The organism is Pseudomonas sp. B21-053 (genome assembly GCF_026016365.1).
GTDB classification, from domain to species: domain Bacteria; phylum Pseudomonadota; class Gammaproteobacteria; order Pseudomonadales; family Pseudomonadaceae; genus Aquipseudomonas; species Aquipseudomonas nunensis.
Genome location: NZ_CP087205.1, coordinates 5,628,958 through 5,651,976 on the forward strand (window position 1 = coordinate 5,628,958; position 23,019 = coordinate 5,651,976).

The window sequence follows — 23,019 nt, forward strand, 5'->3', positions numbered from 1 at the left end:
ATCAAAAGATCGCAGCCTTCGGCAGCTCCTACATTGGGTTGGCGTACACCTGTAGGAGCTGCCGAAGGCTGCGATCTTTTCGGCGGTTATCCGCTCTCTTCTGACCGGCAATAAGCGGATTTCCGCTCATTAAAATCCGCCACCCCCTCTAAACCGGCCCTCCTCCCCTTGGCACACCTCCTGCTATAGCCCCTGCAGGCTGCGTTAACTCGCGCTCCACAAAAACAATTAAACGAAGGATCCTTCAATGGATAACTCCAACGCCCTGCCTCTCGGGTCGGCCGTCGCGCCTGCCAAAGAAAGAACCACCGCCAGCCGGATCAAATCGATCTTCAGCGGCTCGGTCGGCAACATGGTCGAGTGGTACGACTGGTACGTCTACGCCGCGTTCTCCCTGTACTTCGCCAAATCGTTTTTCCCTGCTGGCTCCTCCACCGCGCAACTGATGAACACCGCCGCGATCTTCGCCGTGGGCTTCCTGATGCGTCCGATCGGTGGCTGGCTGATGGGCCTCTACGCCGACCGTGCCGGTCGCAAACGTGCGTTGATGGCCTCGGTGTACCTGATGTGCTTCGGCTCGCTGCTGATCGCCCTGAGCCCCAACTATGAAACCATCGGCATCGGCGCGCCGATCCTGCTGGTGTTCGCCCGCTTGCTGCAAGGCCTGTCGGTCGGTGGCGAATACGGCACCTCGGCAACCTACCTCAGCGAGATGGCAACCAAGGAGCGTCGCGGCTTCTACTCCAGCTTCCAGTACGTCACTTTGATCTCCGGCCAGCTCATCGCCTTGGCCGTGCTGATCGTGCTGCAACAGACCCTGACCACCGAACAGCTGTACGCCTGGGGCTGGCGCATCCCGTTCGCCATCGGTGCGTTGTGTGCGGTTGTCGCGCTCTACCTGCGTCGTGGCATGGAAGAGACCGAGTCGTTCAACAAGGTCAAGAAAGAGAAGAAAGAAAGCGCCATGCGCACGCTGATGCGCCATCCCAAAGAGCTGATGACCGTGGTCGGCCTGACCATGGGCGGCACCCTGGCGTTCTACACCTACACCACCTACATGCAGAAATACCTGGTGAACACCGTCGGCATGAGCATCACCGACTCCACCAGCATTTCGGCGGCCACGCTGTTCCTGTTCATGTGCCTGCAACCGATCATCGGCGGCTTGTCGGATAAGGTCGGTCGCCGGCCGATCCTGATCGCCTTCGGCGTGCTGGGTACGCTGTTCACCGTGCCGATCCTGACCACCCTGCACACGATCCAGACCTGGTGGGGCGCGTTCTTCCTGATCATGGCGGCGCTGATCATTGTCAGCGGCTACACCTCGATCAACGCCGTAGTCAAAGCCGAACTGTTCCCGACCGAGATCCGTGCCCTGGGCGTCGGCCTGCCGTATGCGCTGACCGTGTCGATCTTCGGCGGCACCGCTGAATACATCGCGCTGTGGTTCAAGAGCATCGGCATGGAAACCGGTTACTACTGGTATGTCACCGCGTGCATCGCCGTGTCGTTGCTGGTGTACGTGACCATGAAAGACACCCGCAAGCATTCGCGGATCGAGACGGACTGACAGCAAGGTTTGTATTGGCTGTACTGGCCTCTTCGCGGGCAAGCCTCGCTCCTACAGGGTTGAGTCGCTCACAAAATGTGTGAACGACATAAACTTGTAGGAGCGAGGCTTGCCCGCGAAGGCCACACCTCGATCTAAAGCCAAGCTCCCTCCAGCAAAAATCTTTCGCCCCCACGCATCCATCCCCCAATGCCCCACGTATATCCATTGCAGCCCCCCAAAACCACCAAGGCCTGGGGATATGAAAAAACTGTTATCCGGGATTAATCATCGGTTAATGCTCGAAACACATCCTGTCCCTGTCTGATCGATTAACTGCGATACGCCCGCTCAAGCCCTGAAAGCGCGAACATCTAGCGGCCTTAACATCGACTTAATCGATACCTTTTAGCCTGAATCTGGAGTTTTAAATCAACTTTAACGAAGCTGGAGTTATTATCATGAAAACCAAACTGTTCCTCGCCCTGGCCCTGACCGTACTGGCGGCCAACACCTACGCGGCCGATGGTTCCGACAAAACCGGCACGGCGGACTTCATCTCTGGCGCCACTGCTGCCATCGAGCAAACCCACTCGTCTGCTGTCGCCTCGGATGGTTTCGATCACATCGGCACCGCTGGCGCGATCGCCGCTGACGGCTTTGATAAAACCGGCACCGCGGGTGCTATCGGTTAACACCTGGAGGAATTGAACAGCCCGGCTTCGGCCGGGCTTAGTCGTTTTTGGGGTAAGCAAATTGCCAAAACCACCACACAACCTGTGGGAGCGGGCTTGCTCGCGAATGCGGTGTGTCAGGCAACATCAATGCTGACTGACAGGGCCTCTTCGCGAGCAAGCCCGCTCCCACAGGGATCTCTGTTCGACTGGAAATAAACCGTTCATCCCAGCACTATGGCCGCATCCCGAACACCGCCCCAGGAATCCCGAACATGCCCGACGACATCCACTACTACGAACCCGCCAACGGCCACGGCTTGCCCCATGACCCGTTCAACGCCATCGTCGGCCCGCGCCCCATCGGCTGGATTTCTTCGCAAGATGCCAACGGCCACCTGAACCTGGCGCCCTACAGCTTTTTCAATGCGTTCAACTACATTCCGCCGATCATTGGGTTTTCCAGCGTCGGACGCAAAGACAGCCTGAACAACATAGAGCAGACCGGTGAATTCGCCTGGAACCTCGCCACCCGGCCACTGGCCGAGCAGATGAACCAGAGCTGCGCCATGGTTTCACCCGAAACCAACGAATTCGAACTGGCCGGGTTGACGCCAGTCGCCTCGACCATCATTCAGGTGCCACGGGTCGCCGAAAGCCCGGTGTCCTTCGAATGCAAGGTCACGCAGATCATTCAGTTGCAGCGCGCGGATGGGGATGTGGTGCCAAGCTGGCTGATTCTCGGCGAAGTGGTCGCCGTGCATATCGCCAAGTGGCTGTTGAAGGATGGGGTGTACAACACCGCCGCGGCAGAACCGATTCTGCGCGGCGGCGGGCCGGCGGATTACTTTCAGCTGGGGCCAGAGGCATTGTTCAAGATGTACCGCCCAGGGGCGAAAAAATAACTACCAGATCAAATCGCCGTCTTCGCTGACGCCTTTGAGCTTAGTCAACGCCAACGCCGCCGCTTCATCGGCATCGCGAGCAGTCGTGAAGGTTTGCTCTTCAAGCACTTTATTAAAACGTGGTGCCCCGGTGCCACCGATGGCCTTGGTGGCGATTGCGGCGTTATAGCCGCCTTCACGGGGTACTACGGCAGATACGGCTTCAAATGTTTCAAAGGCTTTGCGTGCCATGTCGCGCATCCTGGCTAATTGAGAATGCAGCCATTAAACCCTCAACCGACCAGTTTGTGCACCTGTGCTTTGGTCTGACCAAGGGCCTGGGCCGCAGAAACATCCTTGAAGGTATGGAAATCCAGGCTGTTGACCACCAGGTCCTGCACCAGATCGGCGAAAACCTGCATGGCGGGGGTGCTGAAATATGCGGTCATGGCCTGTTGATGGGTCCAGAAGCCGGACACCAGCCACAGGTCGGGATCACATTGCGAGTGTTGCAGGGCAAAGCTCAGGCAACCGCTGGCTGAGCGCGATGGCTCGATCAACGCGCTCAGGCGTGCACCGAGTTCCGCCGAACGCCCGGCGCGAGCACGCACAAAGGCCATATGGCTGACGGGAATTTGCGTAGACATGTTCAACCCTCCCAAGGAGTTGCGTGGCAGCCAGGGACGGGCTGCGACAGGATCCAAGGTTAGGCGGCGCGAAGGGTAAGCCGTTAGTCGATTCCTGCCAGCTTGTTGCACAATCCTGCGAGGATGGCTAAACCGGCCTGAAACGCCGCCCCAGACATGTCCCACCGATGACACAGCGGTTTCAAGCAAGTTTCAGCCCGTCGGCACTGCCAGGGCAACGCCTCGATACAACCCAGTGCAGAATCAGGCAAGCATCAGGCAGGATGTGTCTACCGCTGTCGATTGCACAAACTTAAGCTCTGCCCCATCAACAACGCCTCAACGAGGAGTCCCTGCATGTCGTCGTTCGATCACTTTGAAGCCCCGCTGGACGCCGACATGGAGAAACAGCGCGAGGAACTGGCCGCGATCATCCGCCGCAACACGACGGAGGATGGCAATTATGCGACTGCCGTCGGCTCACTGTTCATGTCGCGCTACAGCCAGACCCACCAGTTTTCTCCGGGGCTGGCGCAACCGGCGCTGTGCATCATGGCCCAGGGACGCAAGGAAGTTCGGCTGGTCGACGAGGTTTTCACTTACGACCCACTTAATTACCTGGTGGTTTCGGTGTCGATGCCGGTGAGCGGACGCGTGGTGACGATCACCTCCGAAGAGCCGATCCTCGCCGTGCGTCTGGACATCGACCCGGCGGAAATCACCGCGCTGATCGCCGACGCCGGCCCCATGGGCGTACCGACCCGCCCCACCGGGCGCGGCTTGTACGTGGAACGGCTGGACGCGGCGATGCTCGACGCGGTGCTGCGCCTGGCGCGTTTGCTCGACACACCGAAAGACATCGCCATGCTCGCGCCGTTGATTCGCCGCGAGATCCTGTATCGCCTGTTGCGCAGCCAGCAGGGCCATCGCCTGTATGAAATCGCCATCGCCAACAGCCAGAGCCATCGCATCAGCCAGGCGATCAAATGGCTCAACGGCCACTATGAACAGCCCCTGCGCATCGATGATCTGGCGAAGGAAGTGAACCTCAGCGTGTCGACCCTGCATCACCGCTTCAAGGCGATGACGGCGATGAGTCCGTTGCAGTATCAGAAGCAACTGCGCTTGCAGGAGGCGCGGCGGTTGATGCTGGCCGAAGGGCTGGAAGCGTCGGCGGCGGGGTATCGGGTGGGGTATGAAAGTCCGTCGCAATTCAGCCGGGAGTACAGCCGGTTGTTCGGCGCGCCGCCGTTGCGGGATTTGGCGCGGTTGCGGTTGACGGTTTGATCCGGATTATTTGGTGTGGCGACTGACGCCTTCGCGAGCAAGCCCGCTCCCACATTGGATTTGTGAACGCCACAGATTCAATGTGGGAGCGGGCTTGCTCGCGAAGAGGCCAGCAAAGACAACCCAGTGCTAAAGGTCAGGCGCTGAGTACGCGGCAAGCCTCCGCCGGCAAAGTCACCGAAACCGGATTGCCAATACTCAACCCAAACCCCTGACACGGCGTGCTCAACGCGGTAAACGACACCCCGGAACACTCCACCGTCGTCTCGATCGTCGCGCCGATGTCCCGCACAAACGTCACCTTGCCCAGCAAGCGATTCCCCGCCGTGGCCTGTGGATGCGACAGTTGCAGGTCCTCAGGGCGAATCAGCATCTTGATCTTCTCCCCGACCACAATGCTGCTGCAGATCGGCACTTCCAGCGCATCGCCACCCGGCAATCCAACCTTGCCATTGCCCAGCGCGGTGGCCGGGAAGATGTTGCCGGAGCCGATAAAGTCCGCGACAAATTCATTGGCCGGGTGCCGGTAGATTTCAATCGGCGTGCCCACTTGCTGCACCTTGTGCTCACCCAACACGACGACGATATCCGCCATGGTCATGGCTTCACGCTGATCGTGGGTCACCATGATCGTGGTGATGTTCAGCCGTTGTTGCAGTTGACGAATTTCCACCTGCATCGATTCGCGCAACTTCGCATCCAGCGCCGACAGCGGCTCATCGAGCAGAAGGATTTTCGGCCGCGAGGCGATCGCCCGGGCAATCGCCACGCGCTGGCGCTGGCCACCGGAGAGTTTTGCCACCGGGCGATCAATCATTTCCTTCAGCTGAATCAGTTCCAGCAATTCTACTACCCGCGCCTGCTGATCAGCCTTGCTCACACCGCGCAGTTTCAGCGGGTAAGCGATGTTCTCCCCCACCGTCATGTGCGGGAACAGCGCCAGTGACTGGAACACCATGCCGAAGTTGCGCAAGTGCGCCGGGGTGTGGCCGATGTCCTCACCGTCCAGGCGAATCTCGCCGCCGGACAGGGTTTCGAGCCCGGCGATCATCCGCAGCAAGGTGGTTTTGCCGCAACCCGACGGACCGAGAAAACACACCAGTTTGCCTTCGGGCAAATGCAGGTTTACATCCTTTACCGCGCAGGCCGAGCCGTAATGTTTCTCGACGTTTTCCAGAATCAGACCAGTCATGTTGCACCTCAAGAATCAGAACGAAACGCCACCTTCACCGACTAACTTTTCGAGCGCCCAAATCAGGACGAAGTCGATCAGCACGATCAGCACGGCAAACGAGAAAACGGTTGGGTCGAGGGATGACACGGTGCGGCTGTACATCCAGATCGGCACGGTCATGACGTCGATGGTGTAGAGGAAGTAGGTCACGGTGAATTCGTTGAACGAGACGATGAACGCCAGCAGCATCCCCGCCAGGATCCCCGATTTCATCAGCGGCACCACCACATCGACAATCGCCCGGGTCGGTGAGGCGCCGAGCATTTGCGCGGCCTCTTCGACTTCGCTGCCAATCGACAACATCGCCGCCGTGCAGTTTTTCACCACGAATGGTAAAGCCAGGATCACGTGGGCAATCACCAGCCGCGAGGTGGTGATCTGGAACGGCAGGCTGTCGAACACCAGCAGCAACGCCAGGCCCAACACCACCATCGGGAACACCAGTGGCAGCGACATCAATTGCAGGGCCACGGCTTTGCCACGAAACTCGCAACGGGTCAGGGCATAAGCCGCCGGCACTGCGATGATCGTGGCGAAGACCATGGTCAGGCACGCGACCATCAGGCTGGTGGTCATGGCTTTGCCGAGGCTCAGCACATCGCTGGCGTCCGGCGAGACAAAGGTGTGCCAGGCCGCGCGATACCATTGCAGGCTATAGCTGCTGGGCGGGAAGTCGAGGTTCGAGGCGCCGCTGAACGACATCACGATCATCGTCAGGATCGGCAACACCGCCAACAGCAGGATGAAGCCCGACAGGATGCCGGCGAACTTGCCGGTTTCGCCCGGCAGCAGGCCATAACGTTTCTTGGTCAATGTACTCATTGCGAAGCCTCCAGCATGCGCCGACGACGGCCCGTGATGTATTCGGACAAGGTCATGATCGCCAGCGTCGTGACAATCAGCACCACACCGGCAGCGGACGCGGCGGGCCAGTTCATCAGCGGGGCGATCTGGTCATGCACCATCACCGCCAGCATCGGCACGCGACGGCCACCGAGCAGCAACGGCACCACGAAGCTGCTGGCGTTGTAGGCGAACACCAACGTCGCGCCGGTGATGATCCCCGGCAAACTCATCGGCAACACCACCTGACGGAACACCTGGAAGCGACTGGCGCCGAGGGTCGCGGCGGCTTCTTCATAAGTGCGAGCGACGCCGCGCATGGCGCTGGCAATCGGCAACACGGCCAATGGGAACGCGGTTTGCACCAGGCCCATCAGCACGCCGTTCTGGTTGTACAAAAGCATGATCGGTCGCTTGATCAGGCCCAGGCCCAACAACGCCTGATTGAGCATCCCGGCCGGGCCGAGAATCACCAGCCAGCCGTAGCTTTGCAGCAGCAAGTTGACCAGCAACGGCAGCAACACCGCCGCGAGGAAAATCCGTCGCACGAACGGCGAGGTCAGCCGCGACATGGTGTAGGCCACCGGGATCGCCAACAGTACCGCGATCACTGCGCTGAACAACGCCAGGCGCAGGGTCAGCATCAGGGATTTGAGGTAGTAGGGTTCCAGCAACTGCGCGTAACTGGCCAGGCTGAACCCGGTCCACTCCGCGCCCTTGGTGCCGACGCTCATGCGCAGCACCAGCAGGCTCGCGGCAATCAGCACGCCGAGAAACAGCATCGACGGCGACAGGAAAAGCCAGGCGCGGGTAGTCGGCGACACACCCCGGCGCGAAGGCGCTGGCGCGGTGGCGACCGGGTGAGTCAGATGGGGTTGGTGTTCCATAGCAAGGGTCTCGTCAATGGAAGATCAATTGCGCAGCGATGCCGAAGTGCTAACCCGATCCCTGTAGGAGCTGCCGAAGGCTGCGATCTTTTGATCCTGGTCTTTTCCAAGCCATATCAAGATCAAAAGATCGCAGCCTTCGGCAGCTCCTACAGGGGGATTCGGTGCCGCTTCAGACCTTGCGCAGATCAGGAAGAAAAGATTTCCGTGTAGCGACGAATCCATTGGTCATGCACGCTGGCCAGGAAGGCGTTGTCGTGCATGATCGCCTTGTCGGCAATCTGCTCTGGCGTAAGGATGAACGGGCTCTTGCGCGCTTCGGCGGAGATGATTGCCTTGGCGTTGACCGGTCCGTTGTAGATGTCTTCGGCCATCTTCCCTTGCACCAGCGGGTCCAGGGAGTGGTTGATGAAGGCGTAGGCCAGGTCGGTGTCGCCCGGGCGATTCTTCGGCATTACCGAGAGCATCAGGTCGGTGTAGAAGCCTTCCTTCATGCCGAACGTGGCGCCGAGGCCGTAGTTCGGGTCGCGGATCTGTTTCGGGAAAAACGCCGGGGCGTAGAGGCCGCCCATGTCCAGGGAACCGGTGCGGAACAGCTCGGCAATCTGGTTCGGGTTTTCGCCCAACGTGACGACGCGATCCTTCAGCTCCGCGAGTTTCTTGAAGCCCGGCTCGATGTTGTGTTCGTCACCCCCGGCCAGTTTGGCGGCGATGATGATCAGGTCCATCGCTTCGGTCCAGTTCGGCGGCGGCAGGAAGATGTTCGGCGCCAGTTCGGCATCCCACAACGCGGCGTAGCTGGTTGGCGCTTCGGTCTGGGTACGAGTGCTGTAGACCAGGCTGTTGCACCACAACAGATAACCGATGCCATGACCGTTAGCACCCGTGCGGTATTTCTCCGGCACGTCTACCAGGTTGGGGATGCGGTTGAGGTCGGGTTTTTCCAGCAAGTCGGCGGCGGCCAAACCTTCGGCGCCGACGCCGGCCAACGTGATGATGTCGTACTGCGGACGATCACCGCCGGCCTTGAGTTTGGCGACCATTTCCGAGGTGCTGCCGGTGCGGTCAGCGATGACCTTGCAGCCGTACTTGGCTTCGAAAGTCGCCGCGATGTTGCGCAGTGCCGCCAGCCCGGTGTCATCGGACCAGGTCAGCAAACGCAGGGTCTTGCCCTGGAAGCGTGTGTCGCTGGCGTTGGCCTTGACGAAGGGCAAGCTCATGGCCGCCGCTGCCACCGAGGCCACACCCACGGTTTTGATGAATTGACGTCTGTTCAGATCATGCTCGCCCATTACGGACTCCCTTTGTTTTTGTAGGTATAAGGCAGGTCGAAACTGTTGCATCCGCGCGGCCGGATCAGCGCTATCCCTCGTATTTTCGGGGGCTTGGCAGAACCAGTGAGTTCATCCTGAGGTCGTGTAAAACAGCTGACTATCGATAAAAACTCATCGAAGCCATGACACCAGTGCATGCCTCATGTAGGAGCGAGCCTGCTCGCGAAAGGCGCACGGGCGCCGCGTTTATTCAGGCGCCTTGCGTCATCGTTGGCGTCCTTCGCGAGCAGGCTCGCTCCTACAGTGAAAGGCGTCAGACGGCGCGAATCACGTGTTTGATTTCCTGGAAAGCCTGCAAGCCCCACGGCCCCAATTCGCGGCCGATGCTGCTCTGCTTGTAACCACCCCACGCGGTCTGCGGGAAGATCACTTGCGGCGCGTTGATCCACACAAGGCCCGCTTGCAGGGCATTGGCGACCCGATCCGCGGCTTCGGCGTCACCGCTGACCACGCTGGCCACCAGGCCGAACTGGCTGTCGTTGGCCAGGGCAATCGCCTCGGCTTCGGAGGCAAAACTGCGCACGCAAATCACTGGCCCGAAAATCTCTTCACACCACAGCGCACTGTCGAGGGGCACTTCGGTGAAGATTGTCGGCTGCAAAAAATATCCGCGTGGCAGATCGGCGGGACGATTGCCGCCGCAAATCAGCTTGGCGCCGATGCTCAAACCACGATCGATGTGCCCCAGCACGCGCTGGTATTGCGCCTGATTGACCAGCGCGCCCATTTCCACGTTCGGGTCGAACGGGTCGGCGACGCGAATCGCTTCGGCACGGGCCTGCAAACGAATCAGGAAATCATCCGCCAGTTCATCGGCGACCAGCACGCGGCTGGTGGCGGAACACATCTGCCCGGCGTTGAAGAAACCGCCGCCACAGGCGACTTCAACGGCCAGTTCGATATCAGCGTCCTTGAGCACCAGCAGCGAGGATTTGCCGCCCAGTTCCAGGCTTACGCCTTTCACGCTTTCAGCGGCGCGCTGCATCACTTGGACGCCCACCGCATTGCTGCCGGTGAAGGAAATCTTGGCGATACGCGGGTCAGCCGACAGCGGCGCACCAACCGCCAAACCGGTGCCGCACACCAGGTTGAACACGCCTTTGGGCAAACCGGCCTCGGCAATGATTGCCGCTAGTTCCAGCTCCGGCAGCGGCGTGACTTCCGACGGTTTGAGCACCACGCAGCAGCCGGCAGCCAGGGCCGGAGCGAGTTTCCAGGCGGTGGTGACCATCGGGAAATTCCACGGCACGATCAGGCCGACGACGCCACACGGCTCACGGCGCAGGCGTGCGCTGAAGTCGTCGGTTGGCAATTCGACGCTGCTGTCCTGCTTGGCATCCAGACCTTCGGCCAGACCGGCGTAGTACTCGAACGTGGCGATCACGTCATCGACGTCGATGGCTGCTTCGAACAGTGGCTTGCCGTTGTTGCTCGACTGCAAATGCATCAGTTGTTCGCGACCCGCCGCCACGCCAGCAGCGATGCGGCGCAGGATCGCACCGCGCTCGGTGCCGGTGGTTTTCGACCAATCGCTGAACGCATTAGTCGCCGCGCGAACCGCTTGATCGACAGCTTTTTCATCGCCGCCATTCACAGTGGTCAACAGGGCTTCGGTGGCCGGGTTGATCACGCGCAAGTGTTCTTGGCCGGCGGACCAATGGCCGTCGATGTACAGGCCGTCCAGAGTGGTGGGGAAACTCATTTCGACACCGCCTTCATCCACTGGGTCTGATCGATTTCAATCAGGGTCGGGCCTTGACGATCCGTGGCGGCACGCAGGGCACTGCGCAGTTGCTCGACACCGTTGACCGCTTCTGCCGCACAGCCCAAAGCCTTGGCCACACCGATGAAGTCCGGGGTGTAGATGTCCACGCCGACCGGCTCGATGGCGCGGTTGACCATGTATTTCTTGATCTCTTCGTAGCCCTGGTTATTCCACAGCAGCACGATTACCGGTGTGCGCGCTTCGACGGCGCTGGCCAGTTCCGGCAGGGTGAATTGCAGGCCGCCGTCGCCGATCAGGCACACAACAGGAGGACGCGAACCGCCCTCGACGCTGCCGCCGAGCCAGGCGCCAATCGCTGCCGGCAAGGCGTAACCCAAGGTGCCGTAACCGGTGGACGAGTTGAACCAGCGGCGCGGACGCTCGGGGTTGAAGGTCAGGTTGCCGGTGTACACCGGTTGGGTCGAATCGCCGACGAACACCGCGTCCGGCAGTTCGTGCAGAACGGTTTCGAGGAAACGGGTCTGGGCCAAAGTCGGCGCATCCCAGGACGCGGCGAGTTCTTCACGCAAACGCGCGGCACGCACCTGGCCCCAATCGTTGCGGCGCTCGGCCAGGGATTTGTGGGACAAGGCGCTGAGCAAGGCTTGGGCGGCATTGCGCGAGTCGGACACCAGCGCCACGTGCGGCGGGTAATTGCGCACGGTCTGGTCCGGGTCGATGTCGACGCGCAGCAGTTTGCCGGGGATTTCGAAACCGCCAGCGAAGGTTACGTCGTAATCGGTCTCGGCCAGTTCGGTGCCGATGGCCAGCACCACGTCGGCCTCAGCCACCAGGGCGCGGGTGGCGACCAGGCTTTGGGTCGAACCGATCAGCAGCGGATGGTTGGATTCCAGCATGCCTTTGGCGTTGATGGTCAGCGCGACCGGCGCGTCGAGCAATTCAGCCAGCTCCGTCAGCTCGGCGGCGGCATCGATGGCGCCGCCACCGGCGAGGATCAGCGGGCGTTTGGCGCCGGCCAGCAATTCGGTCATGCGCGACACGGCGCTCGGCGCAGCACCGGCGCGGTCGATGTTGACCGGGACGCTGGCGAGCAGGTCATCGGCCTCTTCGACCAGCACGTCCAACGGGATTTCGATGTGCACCGGGCGCGGACGCCCGGCCTGGAACAGCGCGAACGCACGGGCCAACACGCCCGGCAATTCCGACGCCGACATCAGGGTGTGGGAGAACGCGGCCACGCCGCCGACCAATGCACTTTGGTTCGGCAACTCATGCAGCTTGCCGCGACCGCCGCCCAACTGGTTGCGGGTCTGCACGCTGGAGATCACCAGCATCGGGATCGAATCGGCATAGGCCTGGCCCATCGCGGTGGTGATGTTGGTCATGCCAGGCCCGGTGATGATGAAGCACACGCCCGGTTTGCCGCTGGTGCGCGCATAGCCGTCGGCCATGAAACCGGCGCCCTGTTCGTGACGCGGGGTGACGTGGTTGATACTCGAACGGGCCAGCCCGCGATACAGCTCAACGGTATGCACCCCGGGAATGCCGAACACCTGCTCGACCCCGTAGCCTTCGAGTAACTTGACCAATACTTCGCCGCACGTCGCCATGTCTTTGCCCTTCTTGTTCGTTTGAGACGCCGGGCCTGCGCAGTGTTTATGATGCGAAGGCAAGCCCAGGGATGGCCTCATTGGAACGGGCGACACGTAGCCGCAACAATGGATAAAAAGTCATACTAGCCATGTCCTCACGTCATACCTTGGGTCCTCATGAAACGACTGCCTCCCCTGCCCGCCCTGCACACTTTTCTGATCACGGCACAGTGCTGCAACTTCACCCGGGCCGCCGAGCAGTTGCACATCACCCAAGGCGCGGTGAGCCGGCAGATCGCCGGGCTGGAAGATCATCTGGGTTATGAGTTGTTTATCCGCCAGGCTCGCGGCCTCGATTTAACCGCTGAAGGACGTGAGTGGCTGCCACGGGTGCAGCAGATTTTCGGCCTGATCGGCGAGGCGGTGGAGCAGATCGGCGCCAAGCGCGAAACCCTGCAACTCAAGGCCCCGACCTGCGTCATGCGCTGGTTGTTGCCGCGCCTGATGCAATGGCAAAAGGAACGCCCGGACGTGCCGGTTGAACTGACGACGACGGTGCGCCATGGCGTGGATTTTCATCGCGAGCAGTTCGATGCAGCGGTGATCTATGGCGTGCCACCGGAGACGTCACTGGCGTCCCATCGGCTGTTCGATGAGCAACTGACGCCGGTGTGTTCCAAGCCGTATCTCGAAGGACCGGTGCCGTTGCAGGCGCCGGAAGATCTGGAACAACACATGCTGCTGCACCCGACCCGCGATGAACGGGACTGGAAGGCATGGCTGGCCAGCGCCGATGTGCACTTGAACAATGTCAGCAAGGGTCAGCACTTCGAAACGCTGGATCTGGCGATGTCGATGGCGTCCCAGGGGACGGGGGTGGCGATTGGCGATTGGTCGTTGATCGGCGATGACTTGAGCGCCGGGCGGCTGGTCATGCCGTTTGAATTGAAGGTAAAAACCGGGTTGGGGTATTACCTGGTATTGCCTCAGAAGCCGGCACCTTCACCGAAGTTGCAGGAATTGTTGGGGTGGTTGGTGGAGCAGGCTCAAGCCCGCTGAACGAAGCCCCGTAGGAGCTGCCGAAGGCTGCGATCTTTTGACTTTGATCTTTTACAAGCAACATCAAAATCAAAAGATCGCAGCCTTCGGCAGCTCCTACAAGGGTTGTGTGCTTGACTTAGTAGCCGACCGCAAACCGCTGCCGCGAATGCTTCGGCGCTTCTACTTCATCCAGCAGCGCAATCGCATAATCGGCGAAGGTGATCCAGCTGCGCCCTTGCGCACTCACCAGCAAATCATCTTTGCCGATGCGGAATTTACCGGTGCGTTCACCCTCAACAAACTCAGCCGACGGCGATACAAACGTCCAGTCCAGTTCCTGCTCTTTGCGCAGGTTTTCCAGGAACAACGCGCCAGCACTGGCCTCTGCCTTGTACTCCTCCGGGAAGCCTTCACTGTCGATCACGCGACCGCCATTCGGTAGCAGCAACGAACCGGCACCACCCACCACCAACAGACGCTTAACCCCGGCCTTCTTCACCGGCCCGATCACGGCGCTGGCTGGCAGGGTCGAGAAGTGTGCAGCGCTGATCACCACGTCATGCCCGGCGACCGCAGATTGCAGCGCTTCGGCATCCAGGGCATCGACACTCTTGCTGACCACACCGGCACGCTGGCCGATTTTCGAGGTGTCGCGAGCGATGGCGGTAACGCTGTGACCGCGACGCAGGGCTTCTTCCAACAGTTGGCTACCGGCACGACCGGTGGCACCGATGATTGCGATTTTGCTCATGACGTTCTCCAGTTGGGTAGGTGTGTCAGTTTCGATTAACTTGCTCACGAACACGGTCCTGTAGGAGCTGCCGCAGGCTGCGATCTTTTGATCTTGATGTTGCTTGGAAAGATCAGGATCAAAAGATCGCAGCCTGCGGCAGCTCCTACGGGATCAAGTGCGTTCCATGAAGCTGTGGGTTACCACTTCATCTCGCCCTTCGCGACTTTGGCGCTCAGCTCCAGCGAGCTTTCTTCGCCCAGGGTCGGGTAACGTTTTTTCATTGCCGCAATCAGTGCAGCAGAATCCTTGGCCTTGGCCGTTTCTTCGTCGAAGGCCTTGATGTAGTCAGCAGTGAACTGCACAGCCGCCAGGGACCGAGCGCTCTCACCCAGGTAGTGACCCGGCACGATGGTTGTCGGTTTCAGGGTTTCGATCGCATGCAGCGTCGTCAGCCAATCGGCGTGGGACTGCGCGGTTTGGGTGTCAGCCATCCACACATGGATGTTCTCCGCGACAACCACACCACCGACCACTGCCTTGATCGACGGAATCCACACGAAGCTGCGATCCGGTTGCTTCCCGTCCAGACCGATCACCTGCAATTTCTGCCCTTCGAGCATCAGGCTGTCGCCCTTGAGCACGCTCGGCACGATGGTTTTGGCCGGCACGTCAGCGCCCATTTTCGGGCCCCAGAACGCCAGTTTGCCGTCGACTGTTTGCTTGATGTGGTCCACGGTCGGCTGCGAGGCCAGCACTTTGGCGTTCGGGAATGCAGCGGTCAGGGTGTCGAGGCCGAAGTAGTAATCCGGGTCGCCGTGGCTGATGTAGATGGTGGTCAGTTGCTTGCCGCTGGCGCGGATCTTCTGCACCACTTGCTCGGCCTGGGATTTGCCGAACTGCGCGTCCACCAGGATCGCGTCTTTCTCGCCGCTGACCAGCACCGAGGTCACCGGGAAGATCGCCTTGTCGCCCGGGTTGTAGACATCCAGCGTCAGGGTCGAGGCCGCTGCGGCGTGGGCCGCGAAACCGAGGGTGGCGGTTGCCAGGAGAATGCGCTTGAGTGCGGTGAAACCGATCATCTATTGCTCCGTTATCGATGGCCAGGGCGGCCGTTGGCTTCGTAGGAGCTGTCGAGAGAAACGAGGCTGCGATCTTTTGATCTTTCGCTTGAGACTCAAGTGAATGTGGAAAGATCGCAGCCTCGTTTCACTCGACAGCTCCTACACAGCTCCTACAAGGTCCTACGAGTTCCTACAGGTCACAGAGCTTAGTTGCCAAACTCGGTACAAAAAATGCGATGCTGGAACATAGTTTGTTTCTAAAAGTGGGCAAATCATGGATCGGCTTCAAGCAATGCAAGTGTTTGTCGCGGTGGTGGACCTGGGCAGCCAGTCGGCGGCGGCTGATCACCTGGACCTGTCACGGCCCGTGGTGTCGCGCTATCTGGCGGAACTGGAAGATTGGGTCGGCGCCCGGCTGATGCACCGCACCACGCGCAAATTGAGCCTTACGGCGGCGGGCAGCGAAATCCTGCCGCGTTGTCGGCAGATGCTCGACCTGTCCACCGACATGCAAGCCGCCATCAGCGAACCGGACGAAGCGCCCCGTGGCCTGCTGCGCATCAGCGTCAGCACCTCGTTCGGCCAGGCACAACTGGCGGACGCCATGGCCGATTACGTCAAGCGCTACCCCGGCGTCAGCATCGATATGCAGATGATCGACCGCACGGTGAACTTGGTGGACGAGCGCATCGATCTGGCGATCCGCACCAGCAACGACCTCGACCCGAACCTGATTGCCCGCCGATTGACGGTGTGCCGCTCGGTGATCTGCGCTTCACCGGCTTACCTGGAAGAACACCCGACGCCGCAACGGGTCGAGGACTTGAGCCAGCACAACTGCCTGACCCACTCCTACTTCGGCAAAAGCCTCTGGCATTTCGAGCAGGACGGCGAGCAAGTGTCGGTGCCGGTGCAGGGCAACATCAGCGCCAACGAGGCCAGCACCCTGCTGCGCGCGACCATGGCCGGCGCCGGCGTGGCGATGCTGCCCAGCTACCAGGCCGGCGTGCACATCCACAGCGGCGAACTGATACGCCTGCTGCCCCACGCCGAACCCCGGCAGATGAACATGTACGCGGTCTACGCCTCCCGCAAACACATGCCGGCGACAATGCGCAGCATGCTCGACTTCCTGGTGCTCAGATTCCCCGAAGAACCGGTGTGGGATATCGGACTTTAAGATCAAAAGATCGCAGGCTTCTACAGGGTGTACGCCGAGCCAATGTAGGAGCTGCCGAAGGCTGCGATCTTTTGACCTTGATTTTGATCTTCAGTGGTGCAGAGAAGATCAAGATCAAAAGATCGCAGCCTTCGGCAGCTCCTACACAACTCACCACCTCTGACCTATGCTGAATGTAAGTACCCAAGGGTATTCGTTCAGAGGTCAACGCCATGAACATCAGAACAAGAAGATACCTCGCCATTTTCATCACCTGCGCGGCGACGCTGGCGCTGTATGGCACTGCAGCCTGGCGGGTCGAGCAGTTGCGAAACCTGCCCCGTGAGTTTGCGAGCTGCAACTACGAGCGCTGCATTCCCCACAACGCGACCCTCAACGCCCTGCGCTAACGCAGCCCGTCAGGCCTCGTTGTCCTGATCGGCCTTCAAGCGGTCGCGGAAGGCCTTGGGCGAGATCCCCACCCGGCGTCGAAACAGACGCGTGAAGTTGGTCGGATCGGAAAACCCCAACACGTCGGACATTTCATAAATGGTCATGCTGGTATAGGTCAGCAGGCGCTTGGCTTCCAGCAACTGCCGCTCGTGCATGATCTGCAACGCCGGTTGCCCCGCCAGCTCTCGGCACGTGCCGTTGAGGTGGGACACGGAAATCCCCAGCCGATGGGCCAGGTCCTCGACCTTGACGTGCTGGCGGTAGGTCTCTTCCACCAGTTGAATAAAGCCGTTGAGGTATTCCCGCGCCCGCTGCGGACGCTGAGTGGCGCTGCGGCGCTGGAGCACCTGACGGCTGACCCAGACCATGATCACGCTGACCAGGGAATGCATGAGCATTTCCCGGGCCGGTTGATGGCCGGTGTATTCGCTTTGCAGCGCGGCAAACAGGCTGTTCAGGTACTCGCTGTCCTTGCCCGCCGGATAGCTTTCGGCCTGCGCCAGGGCATTCACCGAGTTACCCAGTTGTGACTGCAAGTGCGCCACCAACGGCGCGGCGAGGGTTACGACAAATCCTTCGACGTCCTCGGAAAAACGATAACCGTGCACCGACAGCGGCGGCAGGATCAGCATTGCCGGCTCGGTCAGTTGTGTGCGTTTCCCTTCGATTTCAAGCTCTGCCTGACCTTTGAAGACGAAGAGTAATTGGCACAGATCAGCGTGGCGGTGGGGTTTGATTTCCCATTGATGTTCGCGGCTGCGTTTGGAAATGGTTTCACAGTGCAACAAGTCGGGGGTCGGCCAGTCCAGGCTTTCACCGTAGAGCTTGAACACCGGAATCGAAGGCAGGTCAGGCTTGTTCATCACTTCAATCCAGGCCTCGAGGTAGACGGGGCGATAATCGCACCGATTGGCAGAATGTACAGGTATCGGCTCAGTTTTCACCTTCAATTGACAGACTCGCGAGGGAAAAATGCAAGCACTCGATCCATAAAAATTATTCACCGGCCCTGGTCGCGTGAAGCTTGCGAGTCATAAAAACAATGAAAATGCTGAAAACCCAAATCGCCATCATTGGCGCCGGTCCGTCCGGTTTATTGCTCGGCCAATTGCTGCACAACGCCGGCATCGACACCGTGATTCTCGAACGCCAGACACCCGATTATGTGCTCGGCCGAATCCGCGCCGGCGTCCTCGAACAAGGCATGGTAGAGCTGCTGCGCCAGGCTGGCGTGGGTCAGCGCATGGACGCCGAAGGGTTGGTGCATGGCGGCTTCGACCTGGCCCTCGATGGTCGTCAGGTGCACATCGATCTGCAGGCCCTGACCGGCGGCAAAACCGTGATGATCTACGGCCAGACCGAAGTCACCCGCGACCTGATGGCCGCCCGTCGGGACGCTGGCGCGCAGACAATTTATCAAGCGAGCAACGTCGTTCCCCACGGCATGAAAACCGATGAAACCTTTGTCACCTTCGACAAGGACGGCGAGACCTATCGCCTCGATTGCGACTACATCGCCGGGTGCGACGGTTTCCATGGCGTGGCGCGCCAGTCGATTCCCGCCGAGAGCCTGAAGGTGTTCGAACGGGTGTATCCGTTCGGTTGGCTGGGGATTCTGGCCGACACACCGCCGGTCCATGAAGAACTGGTCTACGCCCGCCACGAACGGGGCTTTGCCCTGTGCAGCATGCGTTCCGCGACCCGCACCCGCTATTACCTGCAGGTGCCGGCCGAGGAGCAGGTCGAGGATTGGTCCGATCAGCGTTTCTGGAATGAACTCAAATCCCGCCTGCCCCAGGCCTTGGCGGACAAACTGGTCACCGGGCCGTCCATTGAAAAAAGCATCGCGCCGCTGCGCAGCTTTGTGGTGGAACCGATGCAATACGGACGCATGTTCCTGGTCGGCGATGCCGCGCACATCGTCCCGCCCACCGGCGCCAAAGGCTTGAACCTGGCCGCCAGCGACGTCAGCACACTGTTCAATATTCTGCTGAAGGCTTACCACGACGGGCGCGTGGACTTGTTGGAAAAATACTCCGACATCTGCCTGCGCCGAGTCTGGAAAGCCGAGCGTTTTTCCTGGTGGATGACGTCGATGCTGCACCGCTTCGACGAGCACGATGCCTTCACCCAGCGCATCAGCGCCTCGGAGCTGGACTACTTCGTCAACTCCGAAGCCGGCCGAAAAACCATTGCAGAAAATTACGTCGGACTTCCATACGAGGCTATCGAATAGCCTGCTACCGACTTACACTGGCGAGCACTATCCCGCTCGCCTTGCCTCGTGCGGGACAATCACTGCCCGCAGGTTTTACCGTGACCAATCTGAACCAGCCTGACACGCCCAAACCGGCCATTCGCAGCGTGCTGATCGCCCTGATGCTGGCGATCTTTCTCGGTGCGCTGGACCAAACCATCGTCGCCGTGTCGATGCCGGCGATTTCCGCGCAGTTCAAGGATGTCAGCCTGCTGGCCTGGGTGATTTCCGGCTACATGGTGGCGATGACCGTGGCAGTGCCGATCTACGGCAAGCTCGGCGACCTGTACGGTCGGCGCAAGTTGATGCTGTTCGGCATGGGGCTGTTCACCATCGCTTCGTTCTTTTGCGGCATGGCCCAGAGCATGGAGCAACTGGTGCTGGCGCGGATCATTCAGGGCATCGGCGCTGGCGGGATGATTTCGGTTAGCCAGGCGATCATCGGCGACATCGTCCCGCCCCGGGAGCGCGGTCGTTATCAGGGCTACTTCAGCAGCATGTACGCGGTGGCCAGCGTCGCCGGGCCGGTGCTCGGCGGTTACATGACCGAGTACCTGTCGTGGCGCTGGGTGTTTTTGATCAACCTGCCGTTGGGTCTGGGCGCGTGGTTGGTGGCCAATCGCACATTGGTCGGGCTGCCGGTACCACAGCGCAAACCAATCATCGATTACCTCGGCACAGTGCTGATGATCATCGGCTTGACCGCGTTGTTGCTCGGCATCACCCAAGTTGGCCAAGGCCATTCGTGGCGCAGCGCCGAAGTGCTCGGGTTGCTCGCTTGCGCGGTGCTGGTGTTGGCGGTGTTCGTCTGGCATGAGCGGCGAGCGCGGGAGCCGTTGCTGCCGATGCATCTGTTCGCCAACCGCAACGCGATCTTTTGCTGGTGCACGATTTTCTTCACCAGTTTCCAGGCGATTTCCCTGATCGTGCTGATGCCGTTGCGCTTCCAGAGCGTCACCGGCGCCGGGGCCGACAGCGCCGCGTTGCACCTGTTGCCACTGGCGATTGGGTTGCCGATCGGCGCTTATTTCGCCGGCCGCCGTACCTCGGTGACCGGGCGCTACAAGCCGATGATCCTGACCGGCGCGTTGTTGATGCCGCTCTCGATTCTCGGCATGGCCTTCAGTGCGCCCCAGGCGTTTGTGCTCAGCAGCCTGTTTATGTTGCTCAGCGGGATCGCCAGCGGCATGCAGTTCCCGACCTCATTGGTGGGGACGCAGAATTCGGTGGAACAACGGGACATCGGCGTCGCCACCAGCACCACCAACCTGTTCCGCTCGCTGGGCGGCGCGGTGGGGGTGGCATTGATGTCGGCGCTGTTGCTCGCGCTGTTGCAGGATTCGAGCTTCGCCCACCTGAGCGGCTCGACACTGATTGGCGAGGGGCATTCGGGGAATGTGTTGCTGGATGGTTTGAACGCCGCGCCGGGGGATGCGCAGAATGCCTTGCGTGCGGAACTGCTGCTGACGTTCCGGCATTTGCTGATGGTCAGCGCGGCGGTGTCGTTGCTGGGGTTGGCGGCGGCGATTGCGATGCCGAACAAGGTGTTGCGCGGGCGCGAGGATAAGGCCCGCTAAAAGCAAAGATCGCAGCCTTCGGCAGCTCCTACAGGGTGTACGCGTTCCCATGTAGGAGCTGCCGAAGGCTGCGATCTTTTGATCTTCAAGGGCTGTAATACCCGACAGCCACCAGGAAATGCCCAACCTTCTTCAGGTAAGCATGCTTGTCCTCAACCTTCCCGGTCACCGGATTCTTCCAGCGATAGGCGTACTCACCCTGATCCTGCTTGGCGATCAACGCCAAAATCGGCTCGCCCACCGGTTTGCCTTCCGGGTCGTTGACCTTGCTGAAGTCGGTATTGATCAGTCGCAGATTAGTGCCATGGGCGACATAGCGCTGGTTATCCAGGTCCACGACGAACACATATAAATCGTCCTGCAAGTACCCGCCCTTGAGGGAATTGATCGCCGTCAGTGTGCCCTTCTCGTCCTTGCCCAAATCAATGGCCGCTTTATTCAGCAAAGCCATTGCCTGCTCCGCCGAGGCGCGGGGCACGTAGTAACCGACCGCCAGAATCCGCTGGCCGATGCGCTGATAGAACACGTGCTTGCGTTCGACCTTGCCGTCGGCCCAGTTCTGCCAGCGGTATTCGGCCTGTTGGATGCCGTTGCCTTCCGGCACTTTCAAGGCGTTCTTGAAGGCTTTCTGCATATCCGGCGGCAGCATCTCGGACACATCCCGCCCGATCAACGCCGAGGACGGCCCACCGCTGGCGAGCATTACGCCTTTGGTGTCGACCACGAATACGTAACGGTCCTTGTCGACGAACTCGCCCTGACGGCTGAACGCCGCGAAGGCCTTGTCGCCGTTGTCGTGGTAGTACGCCAGGGCTTTCTCCAGCAAGGCCCGGGCGGCCTGACTGTCATCCTTCGGCGCCGTGGCCGCCGAAACCTGGCCCAGGCTCAGCAACAGCATCCCCACCAGCCAGGCCACCTTGTGCACAAACCCCATAGCGCATCCCTCGTTCTTGTTGATGTTTCAAGAGCGTAGACGGGTTGGGGATATGTATGGGTATTCAGGAACCTCGTAGCAGCTGGCGAAGCCTGTGTTCGGCGGCGAAGCCGTCGTGAGATCAGACGACGCGGTGTGTCACGCAAACCGCGTTGTATGGATTTACGACGGCTTCGCCGCCGAACGCAGGCTTCGCCAGCTGCTACACAAGGTATGCCGGGCTATTTCGCCCGGGCGTTGATCTGTTGTTGCAGGTTCTGGATCTGCGCTTGCAGGGTGTTGAGGTTGCGCGTGGTCTGGGCGCGGAAGGCGTCGAACTCGGCGGTGTTGGCGCCGCTTGGCGGGGCGGCCGGGCGGTTGTCCTGCTCGCTTTTGAGCACAACGATTTCCTGTTCCAGGCGATCAATCGCCGCTGTCGGATTGCCCTGTTTCTTCAGCGCAGCGATATCAGCGTTGAGGGTTTTCAGCTCGGCGTCGACTTTGCTGGTGTCAGCCGGCGCGCTTTTCAGGGCCGTCAGTTCATCGCTCAGGGTTTTGACCTGAGTCTGCAACTGCGTGTTGGCAGCGGTTTGTGCGGTGGTTTGCGCGGTCATCTGTGCCAGGCGCTTGTCCAGCTCGCTGGTCTGACCGACCACGCCCAGCTGGGCCTGGCTCTGATCCTGAAGTTTGCTTTCCAGTTGCTTGATCTGCAGTTTCAACGCTTCGCTGTCGCTGTTGACGTTGGACTGACTGGCGACAACCTTGCCGGAAATGTCCTGCAAGCGCCCCGCCGCTTCCTCGCTGATCCGCGCGAAACTTTCCTGGGTCGCCACCAGTTGCTGCTCCATCAGCGAAATCTGCTGGAAGCTCCACCAGGCCAGGCCCGCGAACGCGAAGAACAAGGCGCCGACCAATGCCCACAACGGGCCGGTGCTGGCGCTTTTGACTTTAACCACGGGTGCTGGCCGCGAATGCACGGTGGTGCGAACGGTCGGCGGGAAATCGTCGTCATCGAGGGGGTCGGCACGCAGGCTCGGTACATCATCGAAGTCGTCGTTGGCATCGTTACGCATGGACATTGAGGCAACCTTTGTGAAACTCGGTAATGGCTTGATGCGGCGAAGTATACCCCCCACAGCCGCATGGGTTGACCCTCAACCCTGCACTCGGTTCAGTGTCGGGACAGGTC

General features: G+C 60.4%; 22 protein-coding genes. 9 read left to right on the forward strand and 13 right to left on the reverse strand.

Annotated elements, in window-relative coordinates:
• Nucleotides 1-247 precede the first annotated feature (247 nt).
• The 3 genes from LOY68_RS25160 (at nucleotide 248) to LOY68_RS25170 (ending at nucleotide 3,128) form a co-directional block, all read left to right on the forward strand.
• Entirely contained in the window at nucleotides 248-1,570 is a 1,323-nt protein-coding gene (locus LOY68_RS25160) for an MFS transporter (protein ID WP_123508574.1), read from the forward strand.
• A gap of 440 nt (nucleotides 1,571-2,010) precedes the next feature.
• Nucleotides 2,011-2,244, forward strand: coding sequence for a hypothetical protein (locus LOY68_RS25165; protein WP_265040569.1), 234 nt, complete (start codon nucleotides 2,011-2,013; stop codon nucleotides 2,242-2,244).
• A 254-nt stretch (nucleotides 2,245-2,498) separates the two neighbouring features.
• Nucleotides 2,499-3,128 carry a flavin reductase family protein gene (locus LOY68_RS25170; RefSeq protein ID WP_265040570.1) on the forward strand — a complete coding sequence of 210 codons (630 nt, stop codon included), beginning with the start codon at nucleotides 2,499-2,501 and terminating at the stop codon, nucleotides 3,126-3,128.
• On the opposite strand, the gene LOY68_RS25175 is transcribed toward LOY68_RS25170, so the two are convergent.
• Both LOY68_RS25175 and LOY68_RS25180 read right to left on the reverse strand, forming a co-directional pair.
• Nucleotides 3,129-3,359: a hypothetical protein gene (locus LOY68_RS25175; protein ID WP_163912488.1), complete on the reverse strand. Its 231-nt coding sequence runs from the start codon at nucleotides 3,357-3,359 to the stop codon at nucleotides 3,129-3,131.
• A gap of 41 nt (nucleotides 3,360-3,400) precedes the next feature.
• Nucleotides 3,401-3,754 (reverse strand): putative quinol monooxygenase, encoded by a 354-nt coding sequence (locus LOY68_RS25180; protein WP_054045091.1) that lies wholly within the window; start codon nucleotides 3,752-3,754, stop codon nucleotides 3,401-3,403.
• Between the two features lie 336 nt (nucleotides 3,755-4,090).
• On the opposite strand from LOY68_RS25180, the gene LOY68_RS25185 reads away from it, so the two are divergent.
• The gene (locus LOY68_RS25185; protein ID WP_054045094.1) at nucleotides 4,091-5,020 is read left to right on the forward strand and encodes an AraC family transcriptional regulator; all 930 of its coding nucleotides are present in this window, start codon (nucleotides 4,091-4,093) and stop codon (nucleotides 5,018-5,020) included.
• A 136-nt stretch (nucleotides 5,021-5,156) separates the two neighbouring features.
• Here LOY68_RS25185 and LOY68_RS25190 read toward each other — a convergent pair whose 3' ends face one another.
• From LOY68_RS25190 to LOY68_RS25215, 6 genes are all read right to left on the reverse strand, one after another.
• Nucleotides 5,157-6,212: an ABC transporter ATP-binding protein gene (locus LOY68_RS25190; RefSeq protein ID WP_054045096.1), complete on the reverse strand. Its 1,056-nt coding sequence runs from the start codon at nucleotides 6,210-6,212 to the stop codon at nucleotides 5,157-5,159.
• A 15-nt stretch (nucleotides 6,213-6,227) separates the two neighbouring features.
• Complete coding sequence (locus LOY68_RS25195) at nucleotides 6,228-7,076, reverse strand: ABC transporter permease (RefSeq protein ID WP_054045098.1); 849 nt, start codon at nucleotides 7,074-7,076, stop codon at nucleotides 6,228-6,230.
• A complete protein-coding gene (locus tag LOY68_RS25200) occupies nucleotides 7,073-7,984 on the reverse strand; it encodes an ABC transporter permease (protein ID WP_163912483.1) in 912 nt (303 codons plus the stop codon). Before LOY68_RS25200 ends, LOY68_RS25195 begins: the two co-directional genes overlap by 4 nt.
• 188 nt (nucleotides 7,985-8,172) lie before the next feature.
• Complete coding sequence (locus tag LOY68_RS25205) at nucleotides 8,173-9,276, reverse strand: ABC transporter substrate-binding protein (RefSeq protein WP_163912481.1); 1,104 nt, start codon at nucleotides 9,274-9,276, stop codon at nucleotides 8,173-8,175.
• Between the two features lie 295 nt (nucleotides 9,277-9,571).
• Nucleotides 9,572-11,020, reverse strand: coding sequence for an aldehyde dehydrogenase family protein (locus LOY68_RS25210; RefSeq protein ID WP_265040573.1), 1,449 nt, complete (start codon nucleotides 11,018-11,020; stop codon nucleotides 9,572-9,574).
• Nucleotides 11,017-12,654 (reverse strand): 5-guanidino-2-oxopentanoate decarboxylase, encoded by a 1,638-nt coding sequence (locus tag LOY68_RS25215; RefSeq protein ID WP_265040574.1) that lies wholly within the window; start codon nucleotides 12,652-12,654, stop codon nucleotides 11,017-11,019. The genes LOY68_RS25210 and LOY68_RS25215 overlap by 4 nt, the downstream gene beginning before the upstream one ends.
• Before the next feature lie 159 nt (nucleotides 12,655-12,813).
• Between LOY68_RS25215 and LOY68_RS25220 the strand changes: the two genes are divergently transcribed.
• Complete coding sequence (locus LOY68_RS25220; protein ID WP_054045108.1) at nucleotides 12,814-13,695, forward strand: LysR substrate-binding domain-containing protein; 882 nt, start codon at nucleotides 12,814-12,816, stop codon at nucleotides 13,693-13,695.
• Nucleotides 13,696-13,813: 118 nt separating this feature from the next.
• Here LOY68_RS25220 and LOY68_RS25225 read toward each other — a convergent pair whose 3' ends face one another.
• Both LOY68_RS25225 and LOY68_RS25230 read right to left on the reverse strand, forming a co-directional pair.
• Nucleotides 13,814-14,428 (reverse strand): NAD(P)-dependent oxidoreductase, encoded by a 615-nt coding sequence (locus LOY68_RS25225; protein ID WP_265040575.1) that lies wholly within the window; start codon nucleotides 14,426-14,428, stop codon nucleotides 13,814-13,816.
• A gap of 179 nt (nucleotides 14,429-14,607) precedes the next feature.
• Nucleotides 14,608-15,489: an MBL fold metallo-hydrolase gene (locus tag LOY68_RS25230; RefSeq protein ID WP_265040577.1), complete on the reverse strand. Its 882-nt coding sequence runs from the start codon at nucleotides 15,487-15,489 to the stop codon at nucleotides 14,608-14,610.
• Between the two features lie 256 nt (nucleotides 15,490-15,745).
• On the opposite strand from LOY68_RS25230, the gene LOY68_RS25235 reads away from it, so the two are divergent.
• Both LOY68_RS25235 and LOY68_RS25240 read left to right on the forward strand, forming a co-directional pair.
• Complete coding sequence (locus LOY68_RS25235; RefSeq protein ID WP_163912469.1) at nucleotides 15,746-16,651, forward strand: LysR family transcriptional regulator; 906 nt, start codon at nucleotides 15,746-15,748, stop codon at nucleotides 16,649-16,651.
• Between the two features lie 212 nt (nucleotides 16,652-16,863).
• Nucleotides 16,864-17,040, forward strand: coding sequence for a hypothetical protein (locus LOY68_RS25240; protein ID WP_166656028.1), 177 nt, complete (start codon nucleotides 16,864-16,866; stop codon nucleotides 17,038-17,040).
• 9 nt (nucleotides 17,041-17,049) lie between these two features.
• On the opposite strand, the gene LOY68_RS25245 is transcribed toward LOY68_RS25240, so the two are convergent.
• Nucleotides 17,050-17,946 (reverse strand): helix-turn-helix domain-containing protein, encoded by an 897-nt coding sequence (locus LOY68_RS25245; RefSeq protein ID WP_054045115.1) that lies wholly within the window; start codon nucleotides 17,944-17,946, stop codon nucleotides 17,050-17,052.
• A 188-nt stretch (nucleotides 17,947-18,134) separates the two neighbouring features.
• Between LOY68_RS25245 and pobA the strand changes: the two genes are divergently transcribed.
• Both pobA and LOY68_RS25255 read left to right on the forward strand, forming a co-directional pair.
• Nucleotides 18,135-19,319 (forward strand): 4-hydroxybenzoate 3-monooxygenase, encoded by a 1,185-nt coding sequence (pobA, locus tag LOY68_RS25250; RefSeq protein WP_413787208.1) that lies wholly within the window; start codon nucleotides 18,135-18,137, stop codon nucleotides 19,317-19,319.
• A gap of 80 nt (nucleotides 19,320-19,399) precedes the next feature.
• Entirely contained in the window at nucleotides 19,400-20,917 is a 1,518-nt protein-coding gene (locus LOY68_RS25255) for an MDR family MFS transporter (protein WP_163912465.1), read from the forward strand.
• 85 nt (nucleotides 20,918-21,002) lie between these two features.
• Here LOY68_RS25255 and LOY68_RS25260 read toward each other — a convergent pair whose 3' ends face one another.
• The gene (locus LOY68_RS25260) at nucleotides 21,003-21,851 is read right to left on the reverse strand and encodes a cache domain-containing protein (protein ID WP_265040582.1); all 849 of its coding nucleotides are present in this window, start codon (nucleotides 21,849-21,851) and stop codon (nucleotides 21,003-21,005) included.
• A gap of 221 nt (nucleotides 21,852-22,072) precedes the next feature.
• Nucleotides 22,073-22,909, reverse strand: coding sequence for an ATPase (locus LOY68_RS25265; RefSeq protein ID WP_265040584.1), 837 nt, complete (start codon nucleotides 22,907-22,909; stop codon nucleotides 22,073-22,075).
• Nucleotides 22,910-23,019: the final 110 nt, after the last annotated feature.

Excerpts from the sequence above, each read along its gene's own strand:
- LOY68_RS25160 (WP_123508574.1), top strand. The coding sequence starts at position 248 with ATGGATAACTCCAACGCCCTGCCTCTCGGGTCGGCCGTCGCGCCTGCC.
- LOY68_RS25165 (WP_265040569.1), top strand. The coding sequence starts at position 2,011 with ATGAAAACCAAACTGTTCCTCGCCCTGGCCCTGACCGTACTGGCGGCC.
- LOY68_RS25170 (WP_265040570.1), top strand. The coding sequence starts at position 2,499 with ATGCCCGACGACATCCACTACTACGAACCCGCCAACGGCCACGGCTTG.
- LOY68_RS25175 (WP_163912488.1), bottom strand. The coding sequence starts at position 3,359 with ATGGCACGCAAAGCCTTTGAAACATTTGAAGCCGTATCTGCCGTAGTA.
- LOY68_RS25180 (WP_054045091.1), bottom strand. The coding sequence starts at position 3,754 with ATGTCTACGCAAATTCCCGTCAGCCATATGGCCTTTGTGCGTGCTCGC.
- LOY68_RS25185 (WP_054045094.1), top strand. The coding sequence starts at position 4,091 with ATGTCGTCGTTCGATCACTTTGAAGCCCCGCTGGACGCCGACATGGAG.
- LOY68_RS25190 (WP_054045096.1), bottom strand. The coding sequence starts at position 6,212 with ATGACTGGTCTGATTCTGGAAAACGTCGAGAAACATTACGGCTCGGCC.
- LOY68_RS25195 (WP_054045098.1), bottom strand. The coding sequence starts at position 7,076 with ATGAGTACATTGACCAAGAAACGTTATGGCCTGCTGCCGGGCGAAACC.
- LOY68_RS25200 (WP_163912483.1), bottom strand. The coding sequence starts at position 7,984 with ATGGAACACCAACCCCATCTGACTCACCCGGTCGCCACCGCGCCAGCG.
- LOY68_RS25205 (WP_163912481.1), bottom strand. The coding sequence starts at position 9,276 with ATGGGCGAGCATGATCTGAACAGACGTCAATTCATCAAAACCGTGGGT.
- LOY68_RS25210 (WP_265040573.1), bottom strand. The coding sequence starts at position 11,020 with ATGAGTTTCCCCACCACTCTGGACGGCCTGTACATCGACGGCCATTGG.
- LOY68_RS25215 (WP_265040574.1), bottom strand. The coding sequence starts at position 12,654 with ATGGCGACGTGCGGCGAAGTATTGGTCAAGTTACTCGAAGGCTACGGG.
- LOY68_RS25220 (WP_054045108.1), top strand. The coding sequence starts at position 12,814 with ATGAAACGACTGCCTCCCCTGCCCGCCCTGCACACTTTTCTGATCACG.
- LOY68_RS25225 (WP_265040575.1), bottom strand. The coding sequence starts at position 14,428 with ATGAGCAAAATCGCAATCATCGGTGCCACCGGTCGTGCCGGTAGCCAA.
- LOY68_RS25230 (WP_265040577.1), bottom strand. The coding sequence starts at position 15,489 with ATGATCGGTTTCACCGCACTCAAGCGCATTCTCCTGGCAACCGCCACC.
- LOY68_RS25235 (WP_163912469.1), top strand. The coding sequence starts at position 15,746 with ATGGATCGGCTTCAAGCAATGCAAGTGTTTGTCGCGGTGGTGGACCTG.
- LOY68_RS25240 (WP_166656028.1), top strand. The coding sequence starts at position 16,864 with ATGAACATCAGAACAAGAAGATACCTCGCCATTTTCATCACCTGCGCG.
- LOY68_RS25245 (WP_054045115.1), bottom strand. The coding sequence starts at position 17,946 with ATGAACAAGCCTGACCTGCCTTCGATTCCGGTGTTCAAGCTCTACGGT.
- LOY68_RS25260 (WP_265040582.1), bottom strand. The coding sequence starts at position 21,851 with ATGGGGTTTGTGCACAAGGTGGCCTGGCTGGTGGGGATGCTGTTGCTG.
- LOY68_RS25265 (WP_265040584.1), bottom strand. The coding sequence starts at position 22,909 with ATGTCCATGCGTAACGATGCCAACGACGACTTCGATGATGTACCGAGC.